The following is a 22,659-nucleotide window of genomic DNA, read 5'->3' on the forward strand; positions in this document are numbered from 1 at the left end:
GGTCCTCATGGACGTCGCCCTGCACGACTGCGGCGTGACGTTCGTCCTGGACCGCGCCGGCGTCACCGGCACCGACGGCGCCTCCCACAACGGCATGTGGGACATGTCCATCCTCCAGGTCGTCCCCAACCTCCGCATCGCCGCCCCCCGCGACGCCGACCAGGTCCGCGCCCAGCTGCGCGAGGCCGTCGCCGTCACCGACGCCCCCACCGTCGTCCGGTACTCCAAGGGCGCCGTCGGCCCCGCCGTCGAGGCCGTCGGCCGCGTCGGCGGCATGGACGTGCTGCGCGAGCCGGGCACCGACCGCCCGGACGTCCTGCTGGTCTCCGTCGGCGCGCTCGCCCCGATGTGCCTGGAGATCGCCGACCTCCTCGACAAGCAGGGCATCTCCACGACGGTCGTCGACCCGCGCTGGGTCAAGCCCGTCGACGAGGCCCTGGCGCCGCTCGCCGACCGGCACCGCGTCGTCGTCACCGTCGAGGACAACGGCCGTGTGGGCGGTGTCGGCAGCGCCGTCGCCCAGGCGCTGCGCGACGCGGGCGTCGACGTGCCGCTGCGCGACTTCGGCATCCCGCCGCGGTTCCTCGACCACGCCACCCGCAAGGAGGTCCTCGCCGAGATCGGCCTGACCGCCCCGGACGTCGCCCGCCAGGTGACGGGCCTCGTCTCCAAGCTGGACGGCCGCTACGAGGCCCCGGCGGAGGGCCCCGAGGCCGTCGAGACCGCCGAGGAGGCCGCCGCGGAGCCCGTCCGCGACTGACCCCGCGCCGCCGCCCGGCCGGCCCGCGCCCGTCCGGCCGGGCCCGCGCCGGGCCGCGGGACGCCGCCGTGGGCCGTGTTGGGCCGTGTGGGCCGGTGGGAGCACCCTGTTCGGGTGGTCCCACCGGCCCATTCGCGTGAAAGGCGCCCGCACGGCCGCGCCCCGCCCGCCCCGCCTCCGGATCATGACCGCGTGACGACACAGACGGACCCGGCCCCGCGCCGGAACAGCGGCCTGCTCCGCACCAAGACGGTCGAGCAGTCCATCCAGGACACCGAGGAGCCCGAGCACGGGCTGCGCAGATCCCTCTCCGCACTGGACCTCACGGTCTTCGGCGTCGGCGTGATCATCGGCACGGGCATCTTCGTCCTGACGGGCAAGGTCGCCAAGGAGACCGCCGGCCCCGCGACGGCCCTGGCCTTCGTCGTGGCCGGCGTGGTCTGCGCGCTGGCGGCCCTCTGCTACGCCGAGTTCGCCTCGACGGTGCCGGTCGCGGGCTCCGCCTACACCTTCGCCTACGCGTCGCTCGGCGAGCTGCCCGCCTGGATCATCGGCTGGGACCTGGTCCTGGAGTTCGCGCTGGGCACCGCCGTCGTCGCCGTCGGCTGGTCCGGGTACGTCCGCTCGCTCCTCGACAACGTCGGCTGGCACCTGCCGCAGGCCCTCTCCGGGACGGACGAGGTCCACGGCTTCGGCTTCGACCTGCTCGCCTTCCTGCTGGTGCTCGCGCTGACCGGCGTCCTCGTGCTCGGCATGAAGCTCTCCGCACGGCTCACCGCGCTCGTGGTCGTCATCAAGGTCACCGTCGTCCTCGTCGTCATCGTGGCCGGCGCCTTCTTCGTCAAGGCGGCGAACTACCGGCCGTTCATCCCCGATGCCGAGCCGCAGACCGGGGGCAGCGGCCTCGACGCGCCGCTCCTGCAGGTCCTCTTCGGTTACGAGCCGACGAACTTCGGCGTGATGGGCATCTTCACCGCCGCGTCGATCGTCTTCTTCGCCTTCATCGGCTTCGACGTGGTCGCCACGGCCGCCGAGGAGACCCGCCTGCCCCAGCGGGACATGCCGCGCGGCATCCTCGGCTCCCTCCTCATCTGCACCGCCCTGTACGTCGCCGTGTCGATCGTGGTCACCGGCATGCAGCACTACAGCCGGCTCTCGGTGGACGCGCCCCTCGCGGACGCCTTCAAGGCCACCGGGCACCCCTGGTACGCCGGGTTCATCAGCTTCGGCGCCGCCGTGGGCCTCATCACCGTGTGCATGATCCTGCTGCTCGGGCAGACCCGGGTGTTCTTCGCGATGAGCCGCGACGGCCTGCTCCCGCGCTTCTTCTCCCGGACCCACCCCGTGTACCAGACGCCCTACCGCGCGACGGTGCTGCTCGGCGTGGTCATCGCCGTCATCGCCGGGCTGACCAGCATCGAGGAACTGGCGACGCTGGTGAACATCGGCACGCTCTTCGCGTTCGTCGTCGTCGCCCTGGGCGTGGTGATCCTCCGCCGCACCCGGCCCGACCTGCCGCGCGCCTTCCGCACGCCGCTCGTGCCGTGGCTCCCGGCGGCCTCGGTCGCCGCCTCCCTGTGGCTGATGCTGAACCTGCCCGCCGAGACCTGGGTCCGCTTCGCCGTCTGGATGGCGCTGGGTGTCGCCGTCTACTTCCTGTACGGCCGCTCGCACAGCCGCATGACCGGCGGCCCCGGGCCCGGCCGCGCCCGCACCGGAACCGGCACCGGCGGGCCCGGCCGCGGCTGACCGGTACCGGTGCCTGGGCCGAGGACCGGCGCCGACGGCACGGCGCGGGCCGGGGCACCGGGCCGGCGGGTCCGGCCGCGGCTACAGCGGCCGGACCGTGCGCGGGCCGGCGCAGCGGGCGCCGTACGCGGTGACGCGGTGGCGGAGCTCCCGGTCGGCGGTGACGACGACGCACGGGCGGCCCGCCGCAGCGCGGGCCAGCTCCGCGATGGCGGCGTCGCCGTCCGCCGGGGCCGCCACGACCCGTACGCCCTCGACCGGCTCGACGCCGCGCGCCCGCCCCTCCACGACCAGCACGATGTCGACCGGCCCCGTCAGCAGGCCGGGCACGCCCCCGGCCGCGTACCCGGCGAGGTGGTCGCGCAGCCGTTCGGCGGCGGCCCGGCGGTCGCGCCACCAGCCGTCCGGTACGGAGCCGACGACGTTCGCCGCGTCGACGATCAGGAGGGGGGAGGTCATGGCCCCACGTTATCCACAGGCGGCGGCCGGAGGTCCCCGGGCCCCGCGCGGCGCTCGTAGTATTGCCGAATGACTTCCCCGCACGCATCCGACGCGGACGAGGCCCTGCGGGTCCTCGGCCGGGTCTTCGGCTACGACTCGTTCCGCGGAGAGCAGCGGGAGATCATCGACCACGTCGTGGGCGGTGGGGACGCGCTCGTCCTCATGCCGACCGGCGGCGGCAAGTCCCTCTGCTACCAGATCCCCGCGCTGGTCCGCCCCGGCGTCGGCGTCGTCGTCTCCCCGCTCATCGCGCTCATGCAGGACCAGGTCGACGCCCTGCGCGCGGTCGGCGTCCGGGCCGGTTTCCTCAACTCGACACAGGACCTCGACGAGCGGCGGCTGGTCGAGGCGGAGTTCGCCGCCGGTGAGCTGGACCTGCTCTACCTGGCGCCCGAGCGGCTGCGCGTCGAGTCGACGCTGCGGCTGCTGGAGCGCGGCAAGATCGCCCTGTTCGCCATCGACGAGGCGCACTGCGTCGCCCAGTGGGGCCACGACTTCCGCCCCGACTACCTCCAGCTGTCGCAGCTCCACGAGCGCTGGCCGGACGTGCCGCGCATCGCCCTGACGGCGACCGCGACCCGCGCGACGCACGCGGAGATCGCCTCCCGGCTGAAGCTCCAGGACGCCCGCCACTTCGTCGCGAGCTTCGACCGGCCCAACATCCAGTACCGGATCGCCCCGAAGAACGAGCCGCGCAAGCAGCTCCTCGCCCTCCTGCGCGGCGAGCACCAGGGCGACGCCGGCATCGTGTACTGCCTGTCCCGCGCCTCGGTGGAGAAGACCGCCGCGTACCTCGTCGAGCACGGCATCGACGCCGTCCCGTACCACGCGGGGCTCGACGCCCGCACCCGCGCCGAGAACCAGTCCCGGTTCCTCCGGGAGGACGGGCTGGTCGTCGTCGCCACGATCGCCTTCGGCATGGGCATCGACAAGCCGGACGTCCGGTTCGTCGCCCACCTCGACCTGCCGAAGTCCGTCGAGGGCTACTACCAGGAGACGGGCCGCGCCGGCCGCGACGGCCTGCCCTCCACGGCCTGGCTGGCCTACGGGCTCAACGACGTCGTCCAGCAGCGCCGCATGATCGACACCAGCGAGGGCGACGAGGAGCACCGCCGCCGTCTCGCCGCCCACCTCGACGCCATGCTCGCCCTCTGCGAGACCGTGGAGTGCCGCCGGGTCCAGCTGCTCGCCTACTTCGGGCAGGAGAGCGGCCCCTGCGGCAACTGCGACACGTGCCTGACGCCGCCCAGTACCTGGGACGGCACGGTCGCGGCGCAGAAGGCCCTGTCGACGGTCGTCCGGCTCAAGCGCGAGCGCAACCAGAGCTTCGGGGTCGGCCAGATCGTCGACATCCTCCTCGGCCGGAAGACCGACAAGGTCATCCGCTTCGACCACGACGCGCTGAGCGTCTTCGGCATCGGCACGGAGCTGACGGAGGCGCAGTGGCGCGGCGTCATCCGCCAGCTCCTCGCGCAGCGGCTGCTGGCGGTGCACGGCGAGTACAACACCCTCGTCCTGACCGACGAGTCCGCCGAGGTGCTCGCCGGCCGCCGCAAGGTCCTGCTGCGCAGCGAGCCGGAGAAGCCCGCGCGCGCCGCGGGCCGGGGCGGTGCGGCGGGCAAGCGGAAGGCGGCGCCCGTCGACCTGCCGGAGGAGGCACTGCTCGTCTTCGAGCGCCTGCGCGCCTGGCGCGCGGCCACCGCCAAGGAGCAGGGCGTCCCGGCGTACGTCGTCTTCCACGACGCGACGCTGCGGGAGATCGCCGCGGCGCCGCCCGCGTCCCTCGCCGAACTCGGCGCGGTCAGCGGCGTCGGCGAGAACAAGCTCGCCAAGTACGGCGAGCAGATCATCGAAGCGCTGGCCGCGACCGACTGAACCCCGCCGGCCGCCCCGGTCAGGTCCGCGGCGTGACCGGCGGCCACCGCCCAACGGGCCCCGGCTCGGGCCCCGAGCGCTGCGGCCGCCGGCCCGGTGGCGGATCCCCGGCCGCCGCGTTCGCCCGGCCGGCCACAGGGCCGCCTCGCCGTCCCGTCGTCGGCCGGCCGTGGGTTTCCCGCTGCGGCCCTGCCTGCGGCCCTGCCTGCGGCGCGCCCGCGCCCCGACGCCGGGGTGCGGCGGAAAGGGCCCTCGCGGTGGCCGTTGGGGATGGAGTCTCGCCGCCCCGCTCACCTCGGTCACCAGCCCTGCTCGCCTGGACTCGCCGGGCGGCGCCACTCGGGAGGGGCCGCCCGGCGAAGGCCGGAAGGGTGCCGCCAACGAACTGACGGGACCTCACGAGAAACCGAGGTTCGCGTGTGAGCCAGGCGTGCAGGTCGACACGGGATCGATCTGGTTCGCACAACTCCACGCGGCGACGGTCAGGATCGGCCAGGCGGCGGCCAGTTCCTCCGGAACTCTTCTTCCGCTTGGCGTTCGACTTCCTTCTCGCAGGGCTTGCACAGGTTGTAGTAGCGGCTCTTCACCGGAGTCCCGCACTTGTTGCAGGCGCCTTCATTGCGTTCTGCCATCTTCGGATGGTCGCATGCCTGCGCAGCTCCTTGGAAGGAGCCGTTGCGAGGCCGCGGTTACCTGGGACGCATGCTCACGCATCTCCGAACCGCGTCACTGGGTCCTGTCTTTCACGGCAGGCCGGATCAGGACGGGATCCGGCGGTCACCCCGCCCGGGCCGCGACGGCGGACGGGCCGCGCGGGAGGTCTCCCGTGCGGCCCGTCCGGTGGTGCGGTGTGCGTTACGCGGGGACGCTGGCGACGCCCTGCGGCAGGAACGGCTTGCCGTTCACGCGCTCCGACACGCCCTCGCGGTCCAGGTACGGCGTGATGCCGCCCAGGTGGAAGGGCCAGCCGGCGCCGGTGATCAGGCAGAGGTCGATGTCCTGCGCCTCGGCGACGACGCCCTCCTCCAGCATCAGCCCGATCTCCTGCGCGACCGCGTCGAGCACCCGGTCGCGGACCTGCTCCTCGGTGAGGACGGTGTCGCCCTGCTTCAGCAGCGCGGCGACCTCCGGGTCCAGCTCCGGCTTGCCCGAGTCGTAGACGTAGAAGCCGCGCTTGCCGGCCTCGACGACCGCCTTCAGGTTCGGGGACACGGTGAACCGGTCCGGGAAGGAGCGGTTGAGCGTCTCCGAGACGTGCAGGCCGATCGCGGGGCCGACCAGCTCCAGCAGGACCAGCGGCGACATCGGCAGGCCGAGCGGCTCGACGGCCTTCTCGGCCGTGGCGACCGGGGTGCCCTCGTCGATGACGTTCTGGATCTCGCCCATGAAGCGGGTGAGGATGCGGTTGACGACGAACGCCGGGGCGTCCTTCACCAGCACCGCGGTCTTCTTCAGCTTCTTCGCCACGGCGAACGCGGTGGCGAGGGAGGCGTCGTCCGTCTGCTCGCCGCGGACGATCTCCAGCAGCGGCAGGATCGCGACGGGGTTGAAGAAGTGGAAGCCCACGACACGCTCCGGGTGGCGGAGCTTCGAGGCCATCTCCGACACCGACAGCGACGAGGTGTTGGTCGCGAGGACCGCGTGCGCGGGGGCGACGGCCTCCACCTCGGCGAACACCTTCTGCTTGACCGACATCTCCTCGAAGACGGCCTCGATGATGAAGTCCGCGTCGGCGAAGCCCTCGGCCTTGTCCAGGACGCCGGTGACGAGCGCCTTGAGGCGGTTGGCCTTGTCCTGGTGGATGCGGCCCTTGCCGAGCAGCTTGTCGATCTCGGCGTGGACGTAGCCCACGCCCTTGTCGACGCGCTCCTGGTCGATGTCGGTGAGGACGACCGGGACCTCCAGGCGGCGCAGGAAGAGCAGCGCCAGCTGCGAGGCCATGAGACCGGCGCCCACCACGCCGACCTTGGTGACCGGGCGGGCCAGGCTCTTGTCCGGGGCGCCGACCGGGCGCTTGGCGCGCTTCTGCACCAGGTTGAAGGCGTAGATGCCGGAGCGCAGCTCGCCACCCATGATCAGGTCGGCGAGGGCGGCGTCCTCGGCGTCGAAGCCCTTCTGGAGGTCCCCGTCCTTCGCCGCGGCGATGATGTCGAGGGCCCGGTAGGCGGCCGGGGCCGCGCCGTGCACCTTGGAGTCCGCGATGGACCGGCCGCGGGCCACGGCGGTGTCCCAGCCCTCGCCGCGGTCGACGTCCGGGCGCTCGACCGCGATCTCGCCCTTGAGGACGGACGCGGTCCACAGCAGGGACTGCTCCAGGAAGTCCGCGCCCTCGAAAAGGGCGTCGGCGATGCCGAGCTCGTAGACCTGCTTGCCCTTGAGCTGGCGGTTCTGGTTGAGCGAGTTCTCGATGATCACCGAGACCGCGCGGTCCGCGCCGATCAGGTTCGGCAGGATGGCGCAGCCGCCCCAGCCGGGGACCAGGCCGAGGAAGACCTCGGGCAGCGAGAACGCCGGCAGGGCGGCGGAGACGGTGCGGTAGGTGCAGTGCAGACCGGCCTCGACACCGCCGCCCATCGCCGCGCCGTTGTAGTACGCGAAGGTGGGGACGGCGAGCGCGGACAGGCGCTTGAAGACCTCGTGGCCGCCCTTGCCGATGGCGAGCGCGTCCTCGTGGCGCTTCAGCAGCTCCACGCCCTTGAGGTCGGCGCCGACCGCGAAGATGAACGGCTTGCCGGTGAGGCCGACGCCGACGATCTCGCCGTCGGCGGCCTCCTTCTCGACCTGGTCGAGCGCGGCGTCGAGGTTCGCCAGCGACTGCGGGCCGAAGGTGGTCGGCTTGGTGTGGTCGAAGCCGTTGTCCAGCGTGATCAGCGCGAACCGGCCCGCGCCGAGGGGCAGGTCGAAGTGGCGTACGTGCGCCCGGGTGACGACCTCGTCCGGGAACAGCTCGGCCGCACCCTTCAAAAGCTCAGCGGTGGTGCTCACTTGCTGCCTCCGGCGTCCTTGTGGTTCGGGTTCTCCCAGATGACCGTGGCGCCCATGCCGAAGCCGACGCACATGGTGGTGAGGCCGTAGCGGACCTCCGGCTGCTCCTCGAACTGCCGGGCCAGCTGGGTCATGAGGCGCACACCGGAGGAGGCCAGGGGGTGGCCGTAGGCGATGGCGCCGCCGTACTGGTTGACGCGCGCGTCGTCGTCGGCGATGCCGTAGTGGTCGAGGAAGGCGAGGACCTGGACGGCGAACGCCTCGTTGATCTCGAACAGGCCGATGTCGCCGATGGACAGGCCGGCCTTGGCGAGGGCCTTCTCGGTCGCCGGGATCGGGCCGTAGCCCATGACCTCCGGCTCGACGCCCGCGAAGGCGTACGACACGAGGCGCATCTTGACGGGGAGGCCGTTCTCGCGGGCGAACTCCTCGGAGGCGACGATGGACGCGGTGGCGCCGTCGTTCAGGCCCGCCGCGTTGCCCGCGGTGACCCGGCCGTGGACGCGGAACGGCGTCTTCAGGTTGGCCAGGCTCTCCAGCGTGGTGCCCGGGCGCATCGGCTCGTCGGCGGTGACCAGGCCCCAGCCCGTCTCGCCCGCCTCGGCGTTGGTGCGGCGCACCGAGATCGGCACCAGGTCCTGCTGGATCTTGCCGTTGGCGTACGCCTTGGCGGCCTTCTCCTGGGAGCGCACGGCGTACTCGTCGGCGCGCAGCTTGGTGATGTGCGGGTACCGGTCGTGCAGGTTCTCCGCGGTCATGCCCATGAAGAGGGCCGACTCGTCGACCAGCTTCTCCGACACGAAGCGCGGGTTCGGGTCGGCGCCCTCGCCCATCGGGTGGCGGCCCATGTGCTCGACACCGCCCGCGATGGCGACGTCGTACGCGCCGAAGGCGATGGAGCCGGCGGCCGTGGTCACCGCGGTCAGGGCGCCGGCGCACATGCGGTCGATGGCGTAGCCGGGTACCGACTGCGGCAGACCGGCGAGGATGCCGGCCATGCGGCCGATGGTGAGGCCCTGGTCGCCGATCTGCGTGGTGGCGGCCACGGCGACCTCGTCGACCTTCGCGGGGTCCAGGCCGGGGTTGCGGCGCAGCAGCTCCCGGATGGCCTTCACGACGAGATCGTCGGCGCGGGTCTCGTGGTAGATGCCCTTCGGGCCCGCCTTGCCGAACGGGGTGCGGACGCCGTCGACGAAGACGACGTCCCTGACGGTACGAGGCACGATGGCTCTCCTCCAGGGTGCGGGGTGGCACTGCTGCGGCGACGCGCCTAAGCGCGCGCTTGCTGCCCCCATGCTACTTACGGGTAACCAGGCTGCACAGCCCCCCGGCCCGGAGCGTCGAAGGTCACACCGGGTGGCGTAGGGGCCGGTGCGACCCGGCGTGGCGCGAAAGGTCCGTTCGAAAGCGCCGTCCCGGGGCAGGCGGGCGACCACCGCGCCCCCGCGTGTGCCGATGGACGGACGTACGCCTACCCAGCGTTACCCCCGGGGCCGCGGCGGTCAAGGCTCATGCGATCCCGACGCACCCAGGAGGCCCCGTGCACCACCCGCCCGTCCCCGGCGCGCCCACCCCCGAGCCCGCGAAGGTGGACGAACCGACCGAACCGCGTGAGCCCCTGCCGCCCAAGCCCGACCAGAGCGGTCCGCAGACCGTCAGCCCCACCGGGCAGCCGACCGGCGCGGACCCGGCCCGGATGGCGCAGAGCGGCCCGTACCTGACCACGGCGCAGGGCGCGCGGCTGTACGACACCGACCACTCGCTGAAGGCGGGGGCGCGCGGTCCCGTGCTCCTCCAGGACCACCACCTGCGCGAGAAGATCACCCACTTCGACCACGAGCGCATCCCGGAGCGGGTGGTCCACGCCCGCGGCGCCGCCGCCCACGGCGTCTTCCAGGGGTACGGCACGGCCTCCGGCGTCTGCCGGGCCGCGTTCCTCGGCAAGGGCGTGGAGACGCCCGTCTTCGTCCGCTTCTCCACGGTCCTCGGTTCGCGCGGTTCGGCGGACACCGTCCGCGACACCCGCGGCTTCGCCACGAAGTTCTACACCAGCGAGGGCACCTTCGACCTGGTCGGCAACAACATCCCGGTCTTCTTCATCCAGGACGCGATCAAGTTCCCCGACGTCATCCACGCCGGCAAGCCGCACCCCGACCGGGAGATCCCGCAGGCGCAGAGCGCCCACGACACCTTCTGGGACTTCGTCACCCTGCACACCGAGGCCACGCACCACACCCTGTGGAACATGTCCGACCGGGGGATCCCGCGCTCCTACCGGATGATGGAGGGCTTCGGCGTCCACACCTTCCGCCTGGTCGACGCGGAGGGCCGCACCACGCTGGCCAAGTTCCACTGGAAGCCGAAGCTGGGCGTCCACTCGCTGGTCTGGGAGGAGGCCCAGATCATCAACGGCGTCGACCCCGACTTCCACCGCCGCGACCTGGCCGACGCCATCGAGGCCGGCGCGTACCCGCAGTGGGAGCTGGGCGTCCAGACCTTCCCCGACACCCCGGACCAGACGTTCGAGGGCATCGACCTGCTCGACCCCACCAACATCGTCCCCGAGGAACTGGCGCCTGTGCAGCCGATCGGCCTGCTCACCCTCAACGCCAACCCCTCGAACTACTTCGCCGAGACCGAGCAGGTCGCCTTCCACCCCGGCCACCTCGTCCCGGGCATCGACATCACCGACGACCCGCTGCTCGCCGGGCGGCTCTTCTCGTACCTCGACACGCAGATCAGCCGGCTCGGCGGGCCGAACTTCGGCCAGCTCCCGATCAACCGCCCGCACGCCCCGGTCAACGACATGCTCCGCGACGGCATGCACCAGACGGCGGTCCACCGCGGCGTCGCCCCGTACCGCCCGAACTCGCTCGACGGCGGCTGCCCCTTCCTGGCCGGGGCGGACACCGGCGCGTACGTGGAGACGCCCGTCGAGGTCCCGGCGGCCCGCAAGGTCCGTGAGGCGCCCGAGTCGTTCGCCGACCACTTCAGCCAGCCGCGCCGCTTCTGGCTCAGCATGACCCCCGCCGAGCGCGAGCACATCATCGGCGCCTACACCTTCGAGCTGGGCAAGTGCCACGAGCAGGCGATCAAGGAGCGCGGCCTGCGGGTCCTCGCCGGCATCGACGCCGAGCTGTGCCGGCGGGTCGCCCAGGGCCTCGGCCTCCCGGCGCCCGAGCCGACCGTGGCGCCGACCGACGTCGAACCGAGCCCCGCCCTGTCTCAGCTGGGCCGGACCTGGCCGGTCGAGGGCCGCGTCGTCGGCATCGTCACGGGGCCCGACGGCGACCTGGACGGGGTGCGGGCGGTACGCCGGGCCGCGCTGGAGGCGGGTCTCGTCCCGCTGGTCGTCGCCCCGGCGGGCGGCGTGCTCGACGCGGACGGCGACGAGCCGGTGACCGTCCAGCGGACGTTCGCCACGGCCCGCTCCACGGAGTTCGACGCGCTGCTCCTGGCGGGCGTGCCGGGGCCGGGGGCCGACGCCTACGGCGCCCGCGACGCCAAGGCCGGCGGTGCCCCGGCGGGCGCGACGGCCAGTGACCCGCGGGTGCTGCTGATGGCCGCCGAGGCGTTCCGGCACGCGAAGCCCCTCGCCGCCTGGGCGGGCGGCGACGCGGTCCTGCGGGCGGCCGGGGTGCCGGCGGACGCGCCCGGCGTGCTCGTGGCGGAGGACGGCGAGCGCGCGCTGGGCGACGTCCTGGGCCTGCTCGCCCGGCACCGCGTCTGGGAGCGCTTCCCCGCGGAGGTCTGACCGCCCACCCGGGCCGGGACGGGGCGCACCCCGTCCCGGCCCCGGGCGGCCGATGGCGGGGTGCGTGCCGTCCCGGCCCCGGAAGGACGGCGGCGCGGGCTCAGGCCTGCGTGACGCGCAGGGCCTTCACCAGGACGGGGGTGACCTGCTCCACCTGCCAGGGGCGGGCGCCGTACTGGTCGAGGACCTCGGCCACCGTCTCCGGCGTCGGGTCCTGCGGGGGCTCCCAGCAGACGCGGCGCACCGTGTCCGGGGTGATCAGGTTCTCCTGCGGCAGGTTGAGCGACTCGGCCAGCGCCGAGATCGCCGTGCGTGCCGCGGACAGGCGGGCCGCGGCCACCGGGTCCTTGTCCGCCCAGGCGCGCGGCGGCGGCGGGCCGGTGACGGCCTGGCCGGGCTGGGGCAGCTGCGCCTCGGGCAGCGCCCTGGCCCGGTCGACGGCGGCCTGCCACTGCTCCAGCTGCCGGCGCCCCGTGCGCGAGCCGAAGCCCGGCAGGGCGGTCAGCGTCTGCACGTTCACCGGGAGGGCGAGCGCGGCCTCGACGATCGCGGCGTCGCTGAGGACCTTGCCGGGCGACACGTCGCGGCGCTGCGCGATCCGGTCACGGGCGGTCCACAGCTCCCGGACCACCGCCATCTGCCGGCGGCGGCGCACCTTGTGCATGCCGGAGGTGCGGCGCCAGGGGTCCTTGCGGGGCGGCGGGGGAGGGGCGGAGGCGATGGCGTCGAACTCCTGGCGGGCCCATTCGAGCTTCCCCTGCCGGTCGAGCTCCTTCTCCAGCGCGTCGCGCAGGTCGACGAGGAGTTCGACGTCGAGCGCGGCGTACCGCAGCCAGGGCTCGGGCAGGGGGCGGGTCGACCAGTCCACGGCCGAGTGGCCCTTCTCCAGGACGTACCCGAGGACGGACTCGACCATCGCGCCGAGGCCGACCCGGGGGAAGCCCGCGAGGCGGCCGGCCAGCTCCGTGTCGAACAGCTCGGTGGGGACCATGCCTATGTCCCGCAGGCACGGCAGGTCCTGGGTGGCCGCGTGGAGGATCCACTCCGTGTCGGCGAGCGCGTCGCCGAGGGCGGACAGGTCGGGGCAGCCCACCGGGTCGACGAGCGCGGTGCCGGCTCCCTCACGGCGCAGCTGCACCAGGTAGGCGCGCTGTCCGTAGCGGTAGCCGGAGGCCCGCTCGGCGTCGACGGCGACCGGTCCGGTACCGGCGGCGAAGGCTTCGATCACCCGCGCCAGTGCCTCGGCGTCGGCGACCACCGGGGGGACCCCCTCGCGGGGCTCCAGCAGGGGGATCGGGTCCGGGCCGGGGCCTCCGTCGGCTGCGACGCCGTCGTCCGGAGGGCCGCCCCCGGGGGTTCGCAGTGGTGTGTCTGCTGCGGTGTCTTGGGCGTCGGTCACCTGTCAAGGGTATCCGTGAACGGCGGGCGGGGGAGGGGGTGGCGGGTTCAGTGGATGATGCCGGTGCGCAGCGCGACCGCGACCATGCCGGCCCGGTCGCCGGTGCCCAGCTTGCGGGCGATGCGGGCGAGGTGGCTCTTCACCGTGAGCGCGGACAGGCCCATGGAGACGCCGATGGCCTTGTTCGACTGGCCCTCCGCCACCAGTCTCAGGACCTCGACCTCGCGGCCGGAGAGCTCGCGGTAGCCGCCCGGGTGGCTCGGGGCACCCGGGGGGCGGCGGTGGAGGCGGGCGGCCGCGGCGCCGATGGGGGCGGCGCCGGGGCGGGTGGGGTGGCCGATGTTGGTGCGGGTGCCGGTGACGACGTATCCCTTGACGCCGCCGGCGAGGGCGTTGCGGACGGCGCCGATGTCGTCGGCGGCGGACAGGGCCAGGCCGTTGGGCCAGCCGGCGGCACGGGTCTCGGACAGGAGGGTGAGTCCGGAACCGTCGGGCAGGTGGACGTCGGCGACGCAGATGTCGCGCGGGTTTCCGATACGGGGGCGGGCCTCCGCGATGGACGACGCCTCGATCACGTCACGCACTCCGAGGGCCCACAGGTGGCGGGTCACGGTGGAGCGGACGCGCGGGTCGGCCACGACGACCATGGCCGTCGGCTTGTTCGGGCGGTAGGCGACCAGGCTTGCGGGCTGCTCGAGGAGAACGGACACCAGGCCTCCTGGGAAGGTGCGGACACTGCCGGCCCGGGGGTGGCCGGGGCGAGCCGTGTGGATAGGGTCACAGACCTCTTCGGCAGCAATCGCGTCCGCCTTTAGAGGAAGATCACGATTTGGTGAGTAACAATTGGGGCAATTCGGACGGGTGATCGATCATCCTACGAATGAGCCGCCCCCCGTACCCCCGCCGTCCCCCACTCCCCAGCAGACGCCCGATTCCCCTTCCCGCCGAGGGGTGCCGCCGCGTGGTCGGGTCATCGACGGGTTGACGTGACGTGACGTGGCGGCCCCAGCTCCGCGCGGCGACCACATGCTCGGGACCGACCGCAGTCGAAGCCGCCCGCGACCAGACCCGGCCCGGCCCGAACCCGGGCCGTCCCACGCCGCGGCCGGCGGTCGCGGGCCTACGGGTGGTGCGGGCCGCGGCGCTGGGGGAGGGAGACCACCCCGGCCGTGCCCTCCGCCGGGCCGCCCGGCCCCGACGGCGGCAGCCCCGCCACCTGGCACAGCAGGTCGCCCCACGCCGCGAGGTGCGCCGCCGTGTCCGGCACCCCGCTCCGGCCCTCCTGCGGCGTCCAGGACGCCCGGATCTCGATCTGCGTCGCCGGGCGGCGCTCCGCCAGCCCGCCGAAGTAGTGCGAACCGGCCCGCGTGACCGTCCCGCTCGCCTCCGCGTACGACAGGCCGCGCGCCTGGAGCGCCCCCGTCAGCCACGACCAGCACACCTCCGGCAGCAGCGGGTCCGCCGCCATCTCCGGCTCCAGCTCGGCCCGTACCAGCGTCACCAGGCGGAACGCCCCGTGCCACGCCTCGTGCCCCGCCGGGTCGTGCAGCAGCACCAGCCGGCCGTCCGCGAGGTCCTGGCCGTCCAGGACCGCCGTCGCCTCCAGTGCGTAGGCGTACGGCGCGAGCCGCCGGGGCGGCGGCGACGGCTCCACCTCCAGCTCCGGGCGGAGCCGCGCCACCCGGAGCGCGTCGACCGCGAGCCGGAAAACGGGCGGCACCGCGTCACCGTCCCCGCCGCCCGTGCCCTCGGTGCCGTCGGAGTGATCGGAGAACTGTTCCTGAGCCGCAGCCATGCGGGGAAGAGTAGGCGGAACGGGGCCCGCGCGCAGGGAGGGACACCCGCACCCGCGCGGGCCGCCGGGCACGGCCGCGCGCCCGCCCGTGCGAAGATTCTGGGCGTGAGTGCCAACACCCGCCCCTCGGGCCCCCCGACGCAGACGTACGACTCCGCCTTCCTCCGGGCGTGCCGGCGCGAGCCGGTGCCGCACACGCCGGTCTGGTTCATGCGCCAGGCGGGGCGCTCGCTCCCCGAGTACCTCAAGGTGCGCGAGGGCATCCCCATGCTGGAGTCCTGCATGCGGCCCGAGCTGGTCACGGAGATCACGCTCCAGCCCGTGCGCCGCCACCGGGTGGACGCGGCGATCTTCTTCAGCGACATCGTCGTACCGCTCAAGGCGATCGGCGTCGACCTCGACATCAAGCCCGGGGTAGGCCCCGTCGTCGCCGAGCCGATCCGCCGCCGCGCGGACCTGGAGCGGCTGCGCGCGCTCACCCCGGACGACGTCGCCTACGTCACCGAGGCGATCGGCATGCTCACCGGCGAGCTCGGCGCCACCCCGCTGATCGGCTTCGCGGGCGCGCCTTTCACCCTCGCGAGCTACCTCGTCGAGGGCGGGCCCTCCCGCAACCACGAGAACACCAAGGCCCTCATGTACGGCGACCCGGAGCTGTGGGCCGACCTGCTCGACCGGCTCGCCGACATCACCGCCGCCTTCCTCAAGGTCCAGATCGAGGCCGGCGCCTCCGCCGTGCAGCTCTTCGACTCCTGGGTCGGCGCCCTCTCCCCGGCCGACTACCGCCGCGCGGTCATGCCCGCCTCGGCGAAGGTCTTCGACGCGGTCGCCGGGTACGGCGTGCCCCGCATCCACTTCGGCGTCGGCACCGGCGAGCTGCTGGGCCTCATGGGCGAGGCGGGCGCCGACGTGGTCGGCGTCGACTGGCGCGTCCCGATGGACGAGGCCGCCCGCCGCGTCGGCCCCGGCAAGGCGCTCCAGGGCAACCTCGACCCGGCCGTCCTCTTCGCCCCGCGCGAGGCCGTCGAGGAGCAGGCCGACCGGGTGCTCCGGGCGGCGTCCGACCTGGAGGGCCACGTCTTCAACCTCGGCCACGGCGTCCTGCCCACGACCGACCCCGACGCGCTGACGCGGCTCGTGGAGTACGTCCACACCCACACCGCGCGGTAGCCGTCCGGCCGGGCTCCCGGCGCCGGTCTTCCGGGCCGGGGGCCCTGGGGGGCTCTCGTCGATCGGGTGATCCGTCGCCCTGAGCGTGCTCAGCAGGGGGATTCGACCGACGGCCTCTCGGCTCCGTCACCGCCACCGCTGCCGCGCTCCTCGTCCGGCTCCGACCGTGACCGGAGCCGAAACCCGGGCGGAGCGATGGGTCCCTCGGCAGGGACGGCCCGTCGGCTCAGGAATCAAGCACGGCGGCGACGGCTTCGATCTCCACGAGCTGGCCGTCATAGCCGAGCACGGTGACACCCAGCAATGTGCTGGGCACGTCGTGGTCACCGAACGCGTCCCGGACGACCTCCCACGCCGTCACCAGGTCCTCCCGCCGGTGAGAGGCGACGAGGACACGGGTGCTGATGACGTCGCGCAGTGACGCGCCCGAGTCCGTCAGAGCGGTCCGCATGTTCTCCACGGCTTTGGCCGCCTGCCCCGCGAAGTCCCCGATCGCCGCAGTGGAGCCGTCCTCATTCAGAGGGCATGCCCCGGCCAGGAAGACCAGCCGCGACTCGGCCGGGGCCGTGGCCGCGTAGGCGTACTCCGCGACATCGGACAGGGAGGCGGAGCGGATCAATGTGACGGCACGCGGCACGGGCTTCCTTTCGCAGCGGTTCCGGGACACCCACGACCTTCTCAAAGGCCGACTCCGCGTTCGACGCATTTTCCTGGCCCGTCGACTCCCGTGACGGGGCACTGCCGCCAGCCGCCCAACGGGTCTTTCATGATCGAAGAGGCACCCCCTAGCCCGAGCAGGCGGTGCGCTGGGCCTCCTGCCACTCGCAGACGGGGCACAGCGTGGCGCCCCTGGTCGACTCGGGGTACTCGGTCGGCTCGCCGCAGAGCACGCAGTCGGCGAACGGCGGCCCGCCCTGGGTGCCCGCCGACGACGCGCCCGGTGTGCCCGACGCGTCGGGCGTTCCGCAGTACGCGCCCTCGTGGCCGTCTCGGATCTCGTCCATGGGTACGACTGTAGTCCTGCCGCCTCCCGTCGGAGCGGGTCGCCGGAGGCGCCCCCGAAAGGCCCGCGGCCGGCTGGCAGACTGGGGCCGTGACCAGCAACGACACCGAGACGCCCGGGAGCGAAGCCCGGGACGCCGCACCCCAGTTCGTCCTGCCCCTGGTGGTGCGGGTGGAGAAGACCGACCCGCCGGCCCGTACCGACGCGCTGGAGACGGCCGCGCGGGCCGTGCCGGTGCTGCTGACGGACGAGCGCGCCACCGGCGACGGCCCGTGGGCGCGGGCGGTCAGCGACTGGCAGGACGCCCGCATCCGCAAGGTGGTCCGGCGGGCCAGGGGCGCGGAGTGGCGCCGCGCCGAGCGGCTGCCCGGCATCACGGTCACCGGGGAGGCGGCCGAGGTGCGGGTCTTCCCGCCCGTCCCCCTCGACGGCTGGCCGAAGGACCTGGCCCGCCTCCAGGTCTCCGGTACCGAACTCGACGACCCCGCAGGACCGCCCGCGCCCCCTCCCGCGCCGGGCGCCGGGCCGGGGCGTGCCGCGCTGTGGCTCAACCCGGGGCTGCGCATGTCGACCGGCAAGGAGATGGCGCAGGTCGGGCACGGCGCGCAGCTCCTGTGGTGGGCCATGGACGATGCGACCCGCGCCGCCTGGCGGGAGGCCGGCTTCCCGCTCGCCGTCCGTACGGCGCCGCCCGCGCGGTGGGCCGCCCTGGTGGACAGCGGCCGTCCCGTCGTCCGCGACGCGGGGTTCACGGAGATCGCGCCGGGCTCGGTGACCGTGGTCTGCGACTTCCCGCTCGGCGCGGTCTGACGGTGCGCGCCCCGTCCGGGGCGTGACGTTGAACGCCCCGCCCGTCCCGTACGTACCTCCCAGCGCCGTGAGGCAGGTCGAACGGGTCGGGAGGCACAGTGCTGCGGCACATCAACGGAACGGCACTCATCGTCGCGGCGCTCGTCGCCACGGTCGCGGCGCTCGCGTTCCCCGTCTGGTCGTACGCCGACCGGTCGGGCACCGGGCAGGCCAACCTGAACGCGTCGTCCGTGGCCACCCAGTGGGGGCCGCTGTCGGCCACGGACCGGGACTTCCTCGTGAAGGTGCGGCTCGCCGGGCTGTGGGAGCTGCCCGCCGGGCAGCAGGCCGTCGAGCGGGCGCCGACGCAGGCCGTCAGGGACGCGGGCGACCACCTCGTGGTCGGCCACACCGACCTCGACGAGCGCGCCCGCGACGTCGCGGCGAAGCTCGGCGTGGAGCTGCCGAACCAGCCCACCGAGGAGCAGCAGGGCTGGCTGCGGGAGCTGTCCGCGGCGAGCGGCGTCGAGTACGAGATCAAGTTCGCCAACCTGCTGCGCAACGCGCACGGCAAGGTCTTCGGCCTGGTCGCGCAGGTGCGGCACACCACCCGCAACAGTCTCATCCGCCAGCTCGCCTCGGACGCCAACCAGACCGTCCTGGACCACATCACGATGCTGGAGGCGACCGGCAGGGTCGACTTCGACGCGATCGCCAACGAGGCCGCGGGCCAGGCCACCGCCAGTCCCACCGGCCCGCCCCCGCCCAACGGCAACCTGCCGCCCGCTCCGGTCCCCGCCGTGCCCGCGCCCGGCCAGTCGTTCACGTCCGTGCCGTCGGCCCGACCGGGCCCGCCGACCTCGATCGAGACCTCCCGCCCGTGAGACCGGGGCCGGTCCGGACCGCCGGCCCCGCCCCCGGGGAGCGCCCGCCGAAGCTCAAATGAAGCTCTGAAAGCGGCGGGGCGCGGTTGGCGGCCCCCGCGGCGGGGCCAAGACCCCTCCAGCGGCACGGAGAGGGGGAGAGGATGACGGGGCTCGGCATCGGCATCGGGTGGCGCCCGGAGATCGCGGACGCGGTGGAGCGGCTGCCCGGGGTGGAGTGGGTGGAGGCCGTCGCGGAGAACCTCTGCGCCGGCCACCTCCCCGCCTCCCTGGTACGGCTGCGGGAGCGGGGCGTCACGGTCGTCCCGCACGGCGTGTCGCTCGGGCTGGGCGGCGCCGCGCGGCCCGATCCGGGACGGTTGGCGCGGCTCGCGGAGACGGCCACCGCGCTGGGCGCGCCGCTGGTGACCGAGCACGTCGCGTTCGTGCGGGCCGGTGGGCCGCTGACCGCGTCGCCGACGCTGGAGGCCGGCCACCTGCTGCCGGTGCCGCGGACCCGGGAGGCGCTGGACGTGCTCTGCGAGAACGTCCGCATCGCCCAGGACGCGCTGCCCGTGCCGCTCGCGCTGGAGAACGTGGCGGCGCTCTTCTCCTGGCCCGGCGACGAACTGACCGAGGGCCGGTTCCTCGCGGAGCTGGTCGACCGCACCGGCGTCCGCCTCCTCGTCGACGTGGCGAACCTGCACACGAACGCGGTCAACCGGGGCGACGACCCGTACGAGGCGCTCGCCGCGCTGCCGACCGGCTCCCTGGCGTACGCGCACGTGGCGGGAGGTGTGGAGCGCGACGGCGTCTGGCACGACACGCACGCGCACCCCGTACCGCCGGCGGTCCTGGACCTGCTGGCGGAGCTGGCCTCGCGGGGGGCGCCGCCCGGGGTGCTGCTGGAGCGCGACGACGACTTCCCGCCGCAGGACGAACTGGCGGCGGAGCTGGCCGCGATCCGCACCACGGTGGCCGCGGCGGGTGCGGGCTCGGCGGCCGGTGGCGCGGCGCCGGGAGAGCGCCCGGGGCCGGGAGAGCGCCCGGGGCCGGGGGAGCGCCCGGGGCCGGGGGAGCGCCAGGGGATGCGGCGGGCGGCTGCGGCAGGCGTACGGGACGGGGCCAGGGAGAGGCTGGGGCTCGCCCAGGCGGCGCTGCTGTCGGCGCTCGTGGCGGGTACGCCGGCACCGGAGGGGTTCGACGGGGCGCGGCTGCGGGTGCAGGCGAGGGCCCTGGTGCGCAAGCGGGCGGGGGTGGTGGCGAAGGTCGCGCCGGAGCTGCCCGGACTGCTCGGCGACGGCTACCGGGAGGCGTTCACGGCGTACGCGGGCTCCCGCCCCGTGCCGGGCGGCTACCGGCAGGACGCCCTGGCCTTCGCCCGGTACCTGCTCGACGCGGGCCTGCCCGGGGACGCGGCCGGGCGGCGCCGGCTGTACCGGTGGTGGGCGGAGCGGTCGGCCCCGCGCCCGCCGGGCCGGGCGGCGCGGCTGGTGCACGCGGCGCGCGCGGCCCTCGTGCGCTGACTCCGCAGCGCCACAGCCTTCACAACGCCACAGCGCCACTAAGGCACGCGGGAAGCGGGTGGTGGCGGTCGCGCGGCCGGTGGGGAAGCGCTCGGCGGGACTTCGGCGCGCGGTGGCGGGGTGGGCCGTGCGGAGCCCGTGAGAGAGGGGGGACGCCGGTGCGGCGCGCAGGGAACTGCGCGCCGCACCGGGAGCCGGACCCGGTGTCGCTGGAGCGGCGGACGGTTCGCGCCCGCCGTCTGATCTTCCGGGTCGAGGGGCGGCGGCCGGCTGGATGCCCGGCCGCCACCGTGCTGTCGGGCCGTCAGGCCAGGCCCGCCACCAGGTCCGCGACCGCCTTGCGGCGACCGGTGTAGAACGGGACCTCCTCGCGGACGTGCATCCGCGCCTCGCTGGCCCGCAGGTGGCGCATGAGGTCGACGATGCGGTACAGCTCGTCCGCCTCGAACGCCAGGATCCACTCGTAGTCGCCGAGGGAGAACGAGGCGACCGTGTTGGCACGGACGTCGGGGAAGCCGCGGGCCATCTTGCCGTGGTCGGCGAGCATGCGGCGCCGGTCCTCGTCGGGCAGCAGGTACCAGTCGTACGAGCGCACGAACGGGTAGACGCTGACGTAGTCGCGGGGCGTCTCGTCGGCGAGGAACGCCGGGATGTGCGACTTGTTGAACTCGGCCGGGCGGTGCAGCGCCATGTTCGACCACACGGGCTCCAGCGCGCGGCCGAGGCGGGTGCGGCGGAAGAGGTTGTACGCCTCCTGGAGTTCGTCCGAGGTCTCCGCGTGCCACCAGATCATCAGGTCGGCGTCGGCGCGCAGTCCGGAGAGGTCGTAGGTGCCGCGGACGGTGACGTCCTTGGCCGCGAGCTGGTCGAACAGGTCCTGGACCTCGTCGGCGTAGCCGCTCCGGTCCTCGGGCAGAGCCTCGCGCAGTCGGAAGACGGACCACAGGGTGTAGCGGATGACCTCGTTGAGGTCCTTCGCCTTCTTACCGGCGTTCGGGATCTTTTCGGGCGCACTCATACGGCTATTCTCACTCGTCACTCTCGGTGCTCCGCGCCAGGGTCGGCGTGGCGAGGATCTCGTCCGCGGCCCGCCACGCGTCCGCGACGACCGCGGGGACGCCCACGCCGTCGTACGCCGCCCCGCACACCCGCAGCGCCGGGAGCGCGGCGACCGCGGCGCGGATCCGGGCGACCCGGTCCAGGTGGCCGACGGGGTACTGCGGCAGGCCGCCGACCCAGCGGGTGACCTCGGCGGCCACCGGCCGGGCGGTGAGCCCGACGGCGTCCCCCAGGTCCCGCAGGGACGCCGCGACCAGGTCGGCGTCGTCCCGCTCCAGGTGTTCCTCCTCGCCGTACCGGCCGACGGAGGTGCGCAGGACGAAGAGGTCGCCGGCCCCCTCGTCGACCCACTTCCACTTGTGCCCGGAGAACGTGGACGCCTTGATCGTGCGGCCGTCGACCGGCGGCACGAGGAAGCCGGAGCCCTCGGGCAGCCCGGCGACGTCCGCACGCCGGAAGGCGAGGGTGACCAGCGCCATCGAGGCGTACTCGATCGCGCCCAGCTCCGCGGCGGCGGCCGGGGACAGCGCGGCGAGGAGCCGGGAGGCGGCCGGGGCGGGCGTCGCGAGGACCACCGCGTCGGCGTGGAGCAGCTCCCTGCCCGTACGGACCTCCCACGCGTCGGCTCCGCCGTCCCGGCCGGCGCGGCGGACCAGGGCGTCGACGGGGGCGGCGGTGCGGATCTCGCCGCCGAGGGCGGTGACCGCGTCGGCGACGGCGAGCGGCAGCCGTCCCACGCCGCCCTCGACGCCCATGAAGACCGGGCCTGCGGGCGCCTGGGCCGCCGCGCCCTGCACGGCGTGCACGGCGTCGGTCAGGGTGGCGTGGCGGCGGGCGGCCTCGAAGAGCTTCGGTACGGCGGCCCGCATCGAGAGCCGGTACGAGTCGCCCGCGTACACCCCGCCGAGGAGGGGTTCGACGAGCCGGTCGACGATCTCGCGGCCCATCCGCTCCGCGACGAACGCGCCGATGGCGACGTCGTCGCCGAGCTCGGCGGGCGGCAGCGCCCGGTCGCCCTCCAGCGCGCGCAGTCCCGTCGCGGACAGCAGGTCACCGAGGCCCCGGGCGTCGCCGGGGACGCCCATCACGTGCCCCTGGGGCATCGGGTGCAGCGCGCCCCGGCTCCAGACGGAGGCCCGGGTCGTGGCGGGCGGCTGGAGGTGGCCGCCGAGGCCGACGGCGCGGGCCAGTTCCACCCCTTCGGGACGCCGGGCGAGGATCGACTCGGCCCCCAGGTCGACGGGGGCGCCCTCGATCCGCCCGGCGTGGAGCTTGCCGCCGAGCCGACCGCCGGCCTCCAGCAGCGTCACGCGCCGCCCGGCGAGCAGGAGGCGGTGGGCGGCGGCGAGTCCGGCGATGCCGCCGCCGACGACGACGACGCGTCCGTGGGATGTGTCCACGTTGTCCACGTTCATGGGTCCACCCTCTCAA

Annotated in this window: 19 protein-coding genes; 8 read left to right on the top strand and 11 right to left on the bottom strand. The window is 74.3% G+C overall.

What is annotated here, in order from left to right:
• A partial coding sequence (locus LPA54_RS29800; RefSeq protein WP_306806554.1) for a transketolase C-terminal domain-containing protein occupies positions 1-760 on the top strand: 760 nt, incomplete at its 5' end.
• Between the two features lie 192 nt (positions 761-952).
• Positions 953-2,509, top strand: a complete 1,557-nt coding sequence (locus LPA54_RS29805; RefSeq protein ID WP_228983599.1) for an amino acid permease — start codon at positions 953-955, stop codon at positions 2,507-2,509.
• 81 nt (positions 2,510-2,590) lie between these two features.
• On the opposite strand, the gene LPA54_RS29810 is transcribed toward LPA54_RS29805, so the two are convergent.
• Complete coding sequence (locus LPA54_RS29810; protein ID WP_228983601.1) at positions 2,591-2,968, bottom strand: NTP pyrophosphohydrolase; 378 nt, start codon at positions 2,966-2,968, stop codon at positions 2,591-2,593.
• Between the two features lie 69 nt (positions 2,969-3,037).
• Here LPA54_RS29810 and recQ point away from each other — a divergent pair, with 69 nt between their 5' ends.
• A complete protein-coding gene (recQ, locus tag LPA54_RS29815) occupies positions 3,038-4,885 on the top strand; it encodes a DNA helicase RecQ (RefSeq protein ID WP_228983603.1) in 1,848 nt (615 codons plus the stop codon).
• A 482-nt stretch (positions 4,886-5,367) separates the two neighbouring features.
• Here the strand turns inward: recQ and LPA54_RS29820 are convergent, their stop codons facing one another.
• The 3 genes from LPA54_RS29820 to LPA54_RS29830 all read right to left on the bottom strand — a co-directional run bounded on the left by LPA54_RS29820 (position 5,368) and on the right by LPA54_RS29830 (position 9,093).
• Positions 5,368-5,517 (bottom strand): hypothetical protein, encoded by a 150-nt coding sequence (locus LPA54_RS29820; protein ID WP_228983616.1) that lies wholly within the window; start codon positions 5,515-5,517, stop codon positions 5,368-5,370.
• Positions 5,518-5,740: 223 nt separating this feature from the next.
• Positions 5,741-7,870, bottom strand: a complete 2,130-nt coding sequence (locus tag LPA54_RS29825; protein WP_228983623.1) for a 3-hydroxyacyl-CoA dehydrogenase NAD-binding domain-containing protein — start codon at positions 7,868-7,870, stop codon at positions 5,741-5,743.
• A complete protein-coding gene (locus LPA54_RS29830) occupies positions 7,867-9,093 on the bottom strand; it encodes an acetyl-CoA C-acyltransferase (RefSeq protein WP_228983625.1) in 1,227 nt (408 codons plus the stop codon). The genes LPA54_RS29825 and LPA54_RS29830 overlap by 4 nt, the downstream gene beginning before the upstream one ends.
• Before the next feature lie 317 nt (positions 9,094-9,410).
• Here LPA54_RS29830 and LPA54_RS29835 point away from each other — a divergent pair, with 317 nt between their 5' ends.
• Positions 9,411-11,624, top strand: a complete 2,214-nt coding sequence (locus LPA54_RS29835) for a catalase (protein WP_228983627.1) — start codon at positions 9,411-9,413, stop codon at positions 11,622-11,624.
• Positions 11,625-11,724: 100 nt separating this feature from the next.
• On the opposite strand, the gene LPA54_RS29840 is transcribed toward LPA54_RS29835, so the two are convergent.
• The 3 genes from LPA54_RS29840 to LPA54_RS29850 form a co-directional block, all read right to left on the bottom strand.
• Positions 11,725-13,023 (bottom strand): ribonuclease D, encoded by a 1,299-nt coding sequence (locus LPA54_RS29840; protein WP_228983629.1) that lies wholly within the window; start codon positions 13,021-13,023, stop codon positions 11,725-11,727.
• A gap of 47 nt (positions 13,024-13,070) precedes the next feature.
• Entirely contained in the window at positions 13,071-13,733 is a 663-nt protein-coding gene (locus tag LPA54_RS29845; protein WP_031131797.1) for a response regulator transcription factor, read from the bottom strand.
• 410 nt (positions 13,734-14,143) lie between these two features.
• Positions 14,144-14,818 carry a DUF3000 domain-containing protein gene (locus LPA54_RS29850; protein ID WP_228983631.1) on the bottom strand — a complete coding sequence of 225 codons (675 nt, stop codon included), beginning with the start codon at positions 14,816-14,818 and terminating at the stop codon, positions 14,144-14,146.
• A gap of 105 nt (positions 14,819-14,923) precedes the next feature.
• Between LPA54_RS29850 and hemE the strand changes: the two genes are divergently transcribed.
• Positions 14,924-15,988: a uroporphyrinogen decarboxylase gene (hemE, locus tag LPA54_RS29855; RefSeq protein ID WP_228983633.1), complete on the top strand. Its 1,065-nt coding sequence runs from the start codon at positions 14,924-14,926 to the stop codon at positions 15,986-15,988.
• A gap of 226 nt (positions 15,989-16,214) precedes the next feature.
• On the opposite strand, the gene LPA54_RS29860 is transcribed toward hemE, so the two are convergent.
• Both LPA54_RS29860 and LPA54_RS29865 read right to left on the bottom strand, forming a co-directional pair.
• Complete coding sequence (locus tag LPA54_RS29860; RefSeq protein WP_228983635.1) at positions 16,215-16,625, bottom strand: RidA family protein; 411 nt, start codon at positions 16,623-16,625, stop codon at positions 16,215-16,217.
• 148 nt (positions 16,626-16,773) lie between these two features.
• Positions 16,774-16,992 (bottom strand): hypothetical protein, encoded by a 219-nt coding sequence (locus LPA54_RS29865; protein WP_228983637.1) that lies wholly within the window; start codon positions 16,990-16,992, stop codon positions 16,774-16,776.
• Between the two features lie 89 nt (positions 16,993-17,081).
• Here LPA54_RS29865 and LPA54_RS29870 point away from each other — a divergent pair, with 89 nt between their 5' ends.
• The 3 genes from LPA54_RS29870 (at position 17,082) to LPA54_RS29880 (ending at position 20,169) form a co-directional block, all read left to right on the top strand.
• Positions 17,082-17,801, top strand: a complete 720-nt coding sequence (locus LPA54_RS29870) for a peptidyl-tRNA hydrolase (RefSeq protein ID WP_228983640.1) — start codon at positions 17,082-17,084, stop codon at positions 17,799-17,801.
• A 101-nt stretch (positions 17,802-17,902) separates the two neighbouring features.
• Positions 17,903-18,664, top strand: coding sequence for a DUF4142 domain-containing protein (locus LPA54_RS29875; protein WP_228983692.1), 762 nt, complete (start codon positions 17,903-17,905; stop codon positions 18,662-18,664).
• A 143-nt stretch (positions 18,665-18,807) separates the two neighbouring features.
• Positions 18,808-20,169, top strand: a complete 1,362-nt coding sequence (locus tag LPA54_RS29880) for a DUF692 domain-containing protein (RefSeq protein WP_228983642.1) — start codon at positions 18,808-18,810, stop codon at positions 20,167-20,169.
• A 304-nt stretch (positions 20,170-20,473) separates the two neighbouring features.
• Here the strand turns inward: LPA54_RS29880 and hemQ are convergent, their stop codons facing one another.
• Together hemQ and hemG are read right to left on the bottom strand one after the other, a co-directional pair.
• The gene (gene hemQ, locus LPA54_RS29885) at positions 20,474-21,187 is read right to left on the bottom strand and encodes a hydrogen peroxide-dependent heme synthase (RefSeq protein ID WP_058942559.1); all 714 of its coding nucleotides are present in this window, start codon (positions 21,185-21,187) and stop codon (positions 20,474-20,476) included.
• A gap of 10 nt (positions 21,188-21,197) precedes the next feature.
• Entirely contained in the window at positions 21,198-22,643 is a 1,446-nt protein-coding gene (gene hemG / locus LPA54_RS29890) for a protoporphyrinogen oxidase (protein ID WP_228983645.1), read from the bottom strand.
• Between the last annotated feature and the right edge of the window lie 16 nt (positions 22,644-22,659).

Source organism: Streptomyces sp. DH12 (assembly GCF_020873895.1).
In the GTDB taxonomy this organism is placed as follows: domain Bacteria; phylum Actinomycetota; class Actinomycetes; order Streptomycetales; family Streptomycetaceae; genus Streptomyces.

Bases quoted from the DNA above. Each gene is read 5' to 3' on its own strand.
- LPA54_RS29810 (WP_228983601.1), bottom strand. From the start codon at position 2,968: ATGACCTCCCCCCTCCTGATCGTCGACGCGGCGAACGTCGTCGGCTCC.
- recQ (WP_228983603.1), top strand. From the start codon at position 3,038: ATGACTTCCCCGCACGCATCCGACGCGGACGAGGCCCTGCGGGTCCTC.
- LPA54_RS29820 (WP_228983616.1), bottom strand. From the start codon at position 5,517: ATGGCAGAACGCAATGAAGGCGCCTGCAACAAGTGCGGGACTCCGGTG.
- LPA54_RS29850 (WP_228983631.1), bottom strand. From the start codon at position 14,818: ATGGCTGCGGCTCAGGAACAGTTCTCCGATCACTCCGACGGCACCGAG.
- LPA54_RS29865 (WP_228983637.1), bottom strand. From the start codon at position 16,992: ATGGACGAGATCCGAGACGGCCACGAGGGCGCGTACTGCGGAACGCCC.
- LPA54_RS29880 (WP_228983642.1), top strand. From the start codon at position 18,808: ATGACGGGGCTCGGCATCGGCATCGGGTGGCGCCCGGAGATCGCGGAC.
- hemQ (WP_058942559.1), bottom strand. From the start codon at position 21,187: ATGAGTGCGCCCGAAAAGATCCCGAACGCCGGTAAGAAGGCGAAGGAC.
- hemG (WP_228983645.1), bottom strand. From the start codon at position 22,643: ATGAACGTGGACAACGTGGACACATCCCACGGACGCGTCGTCGTCGTC.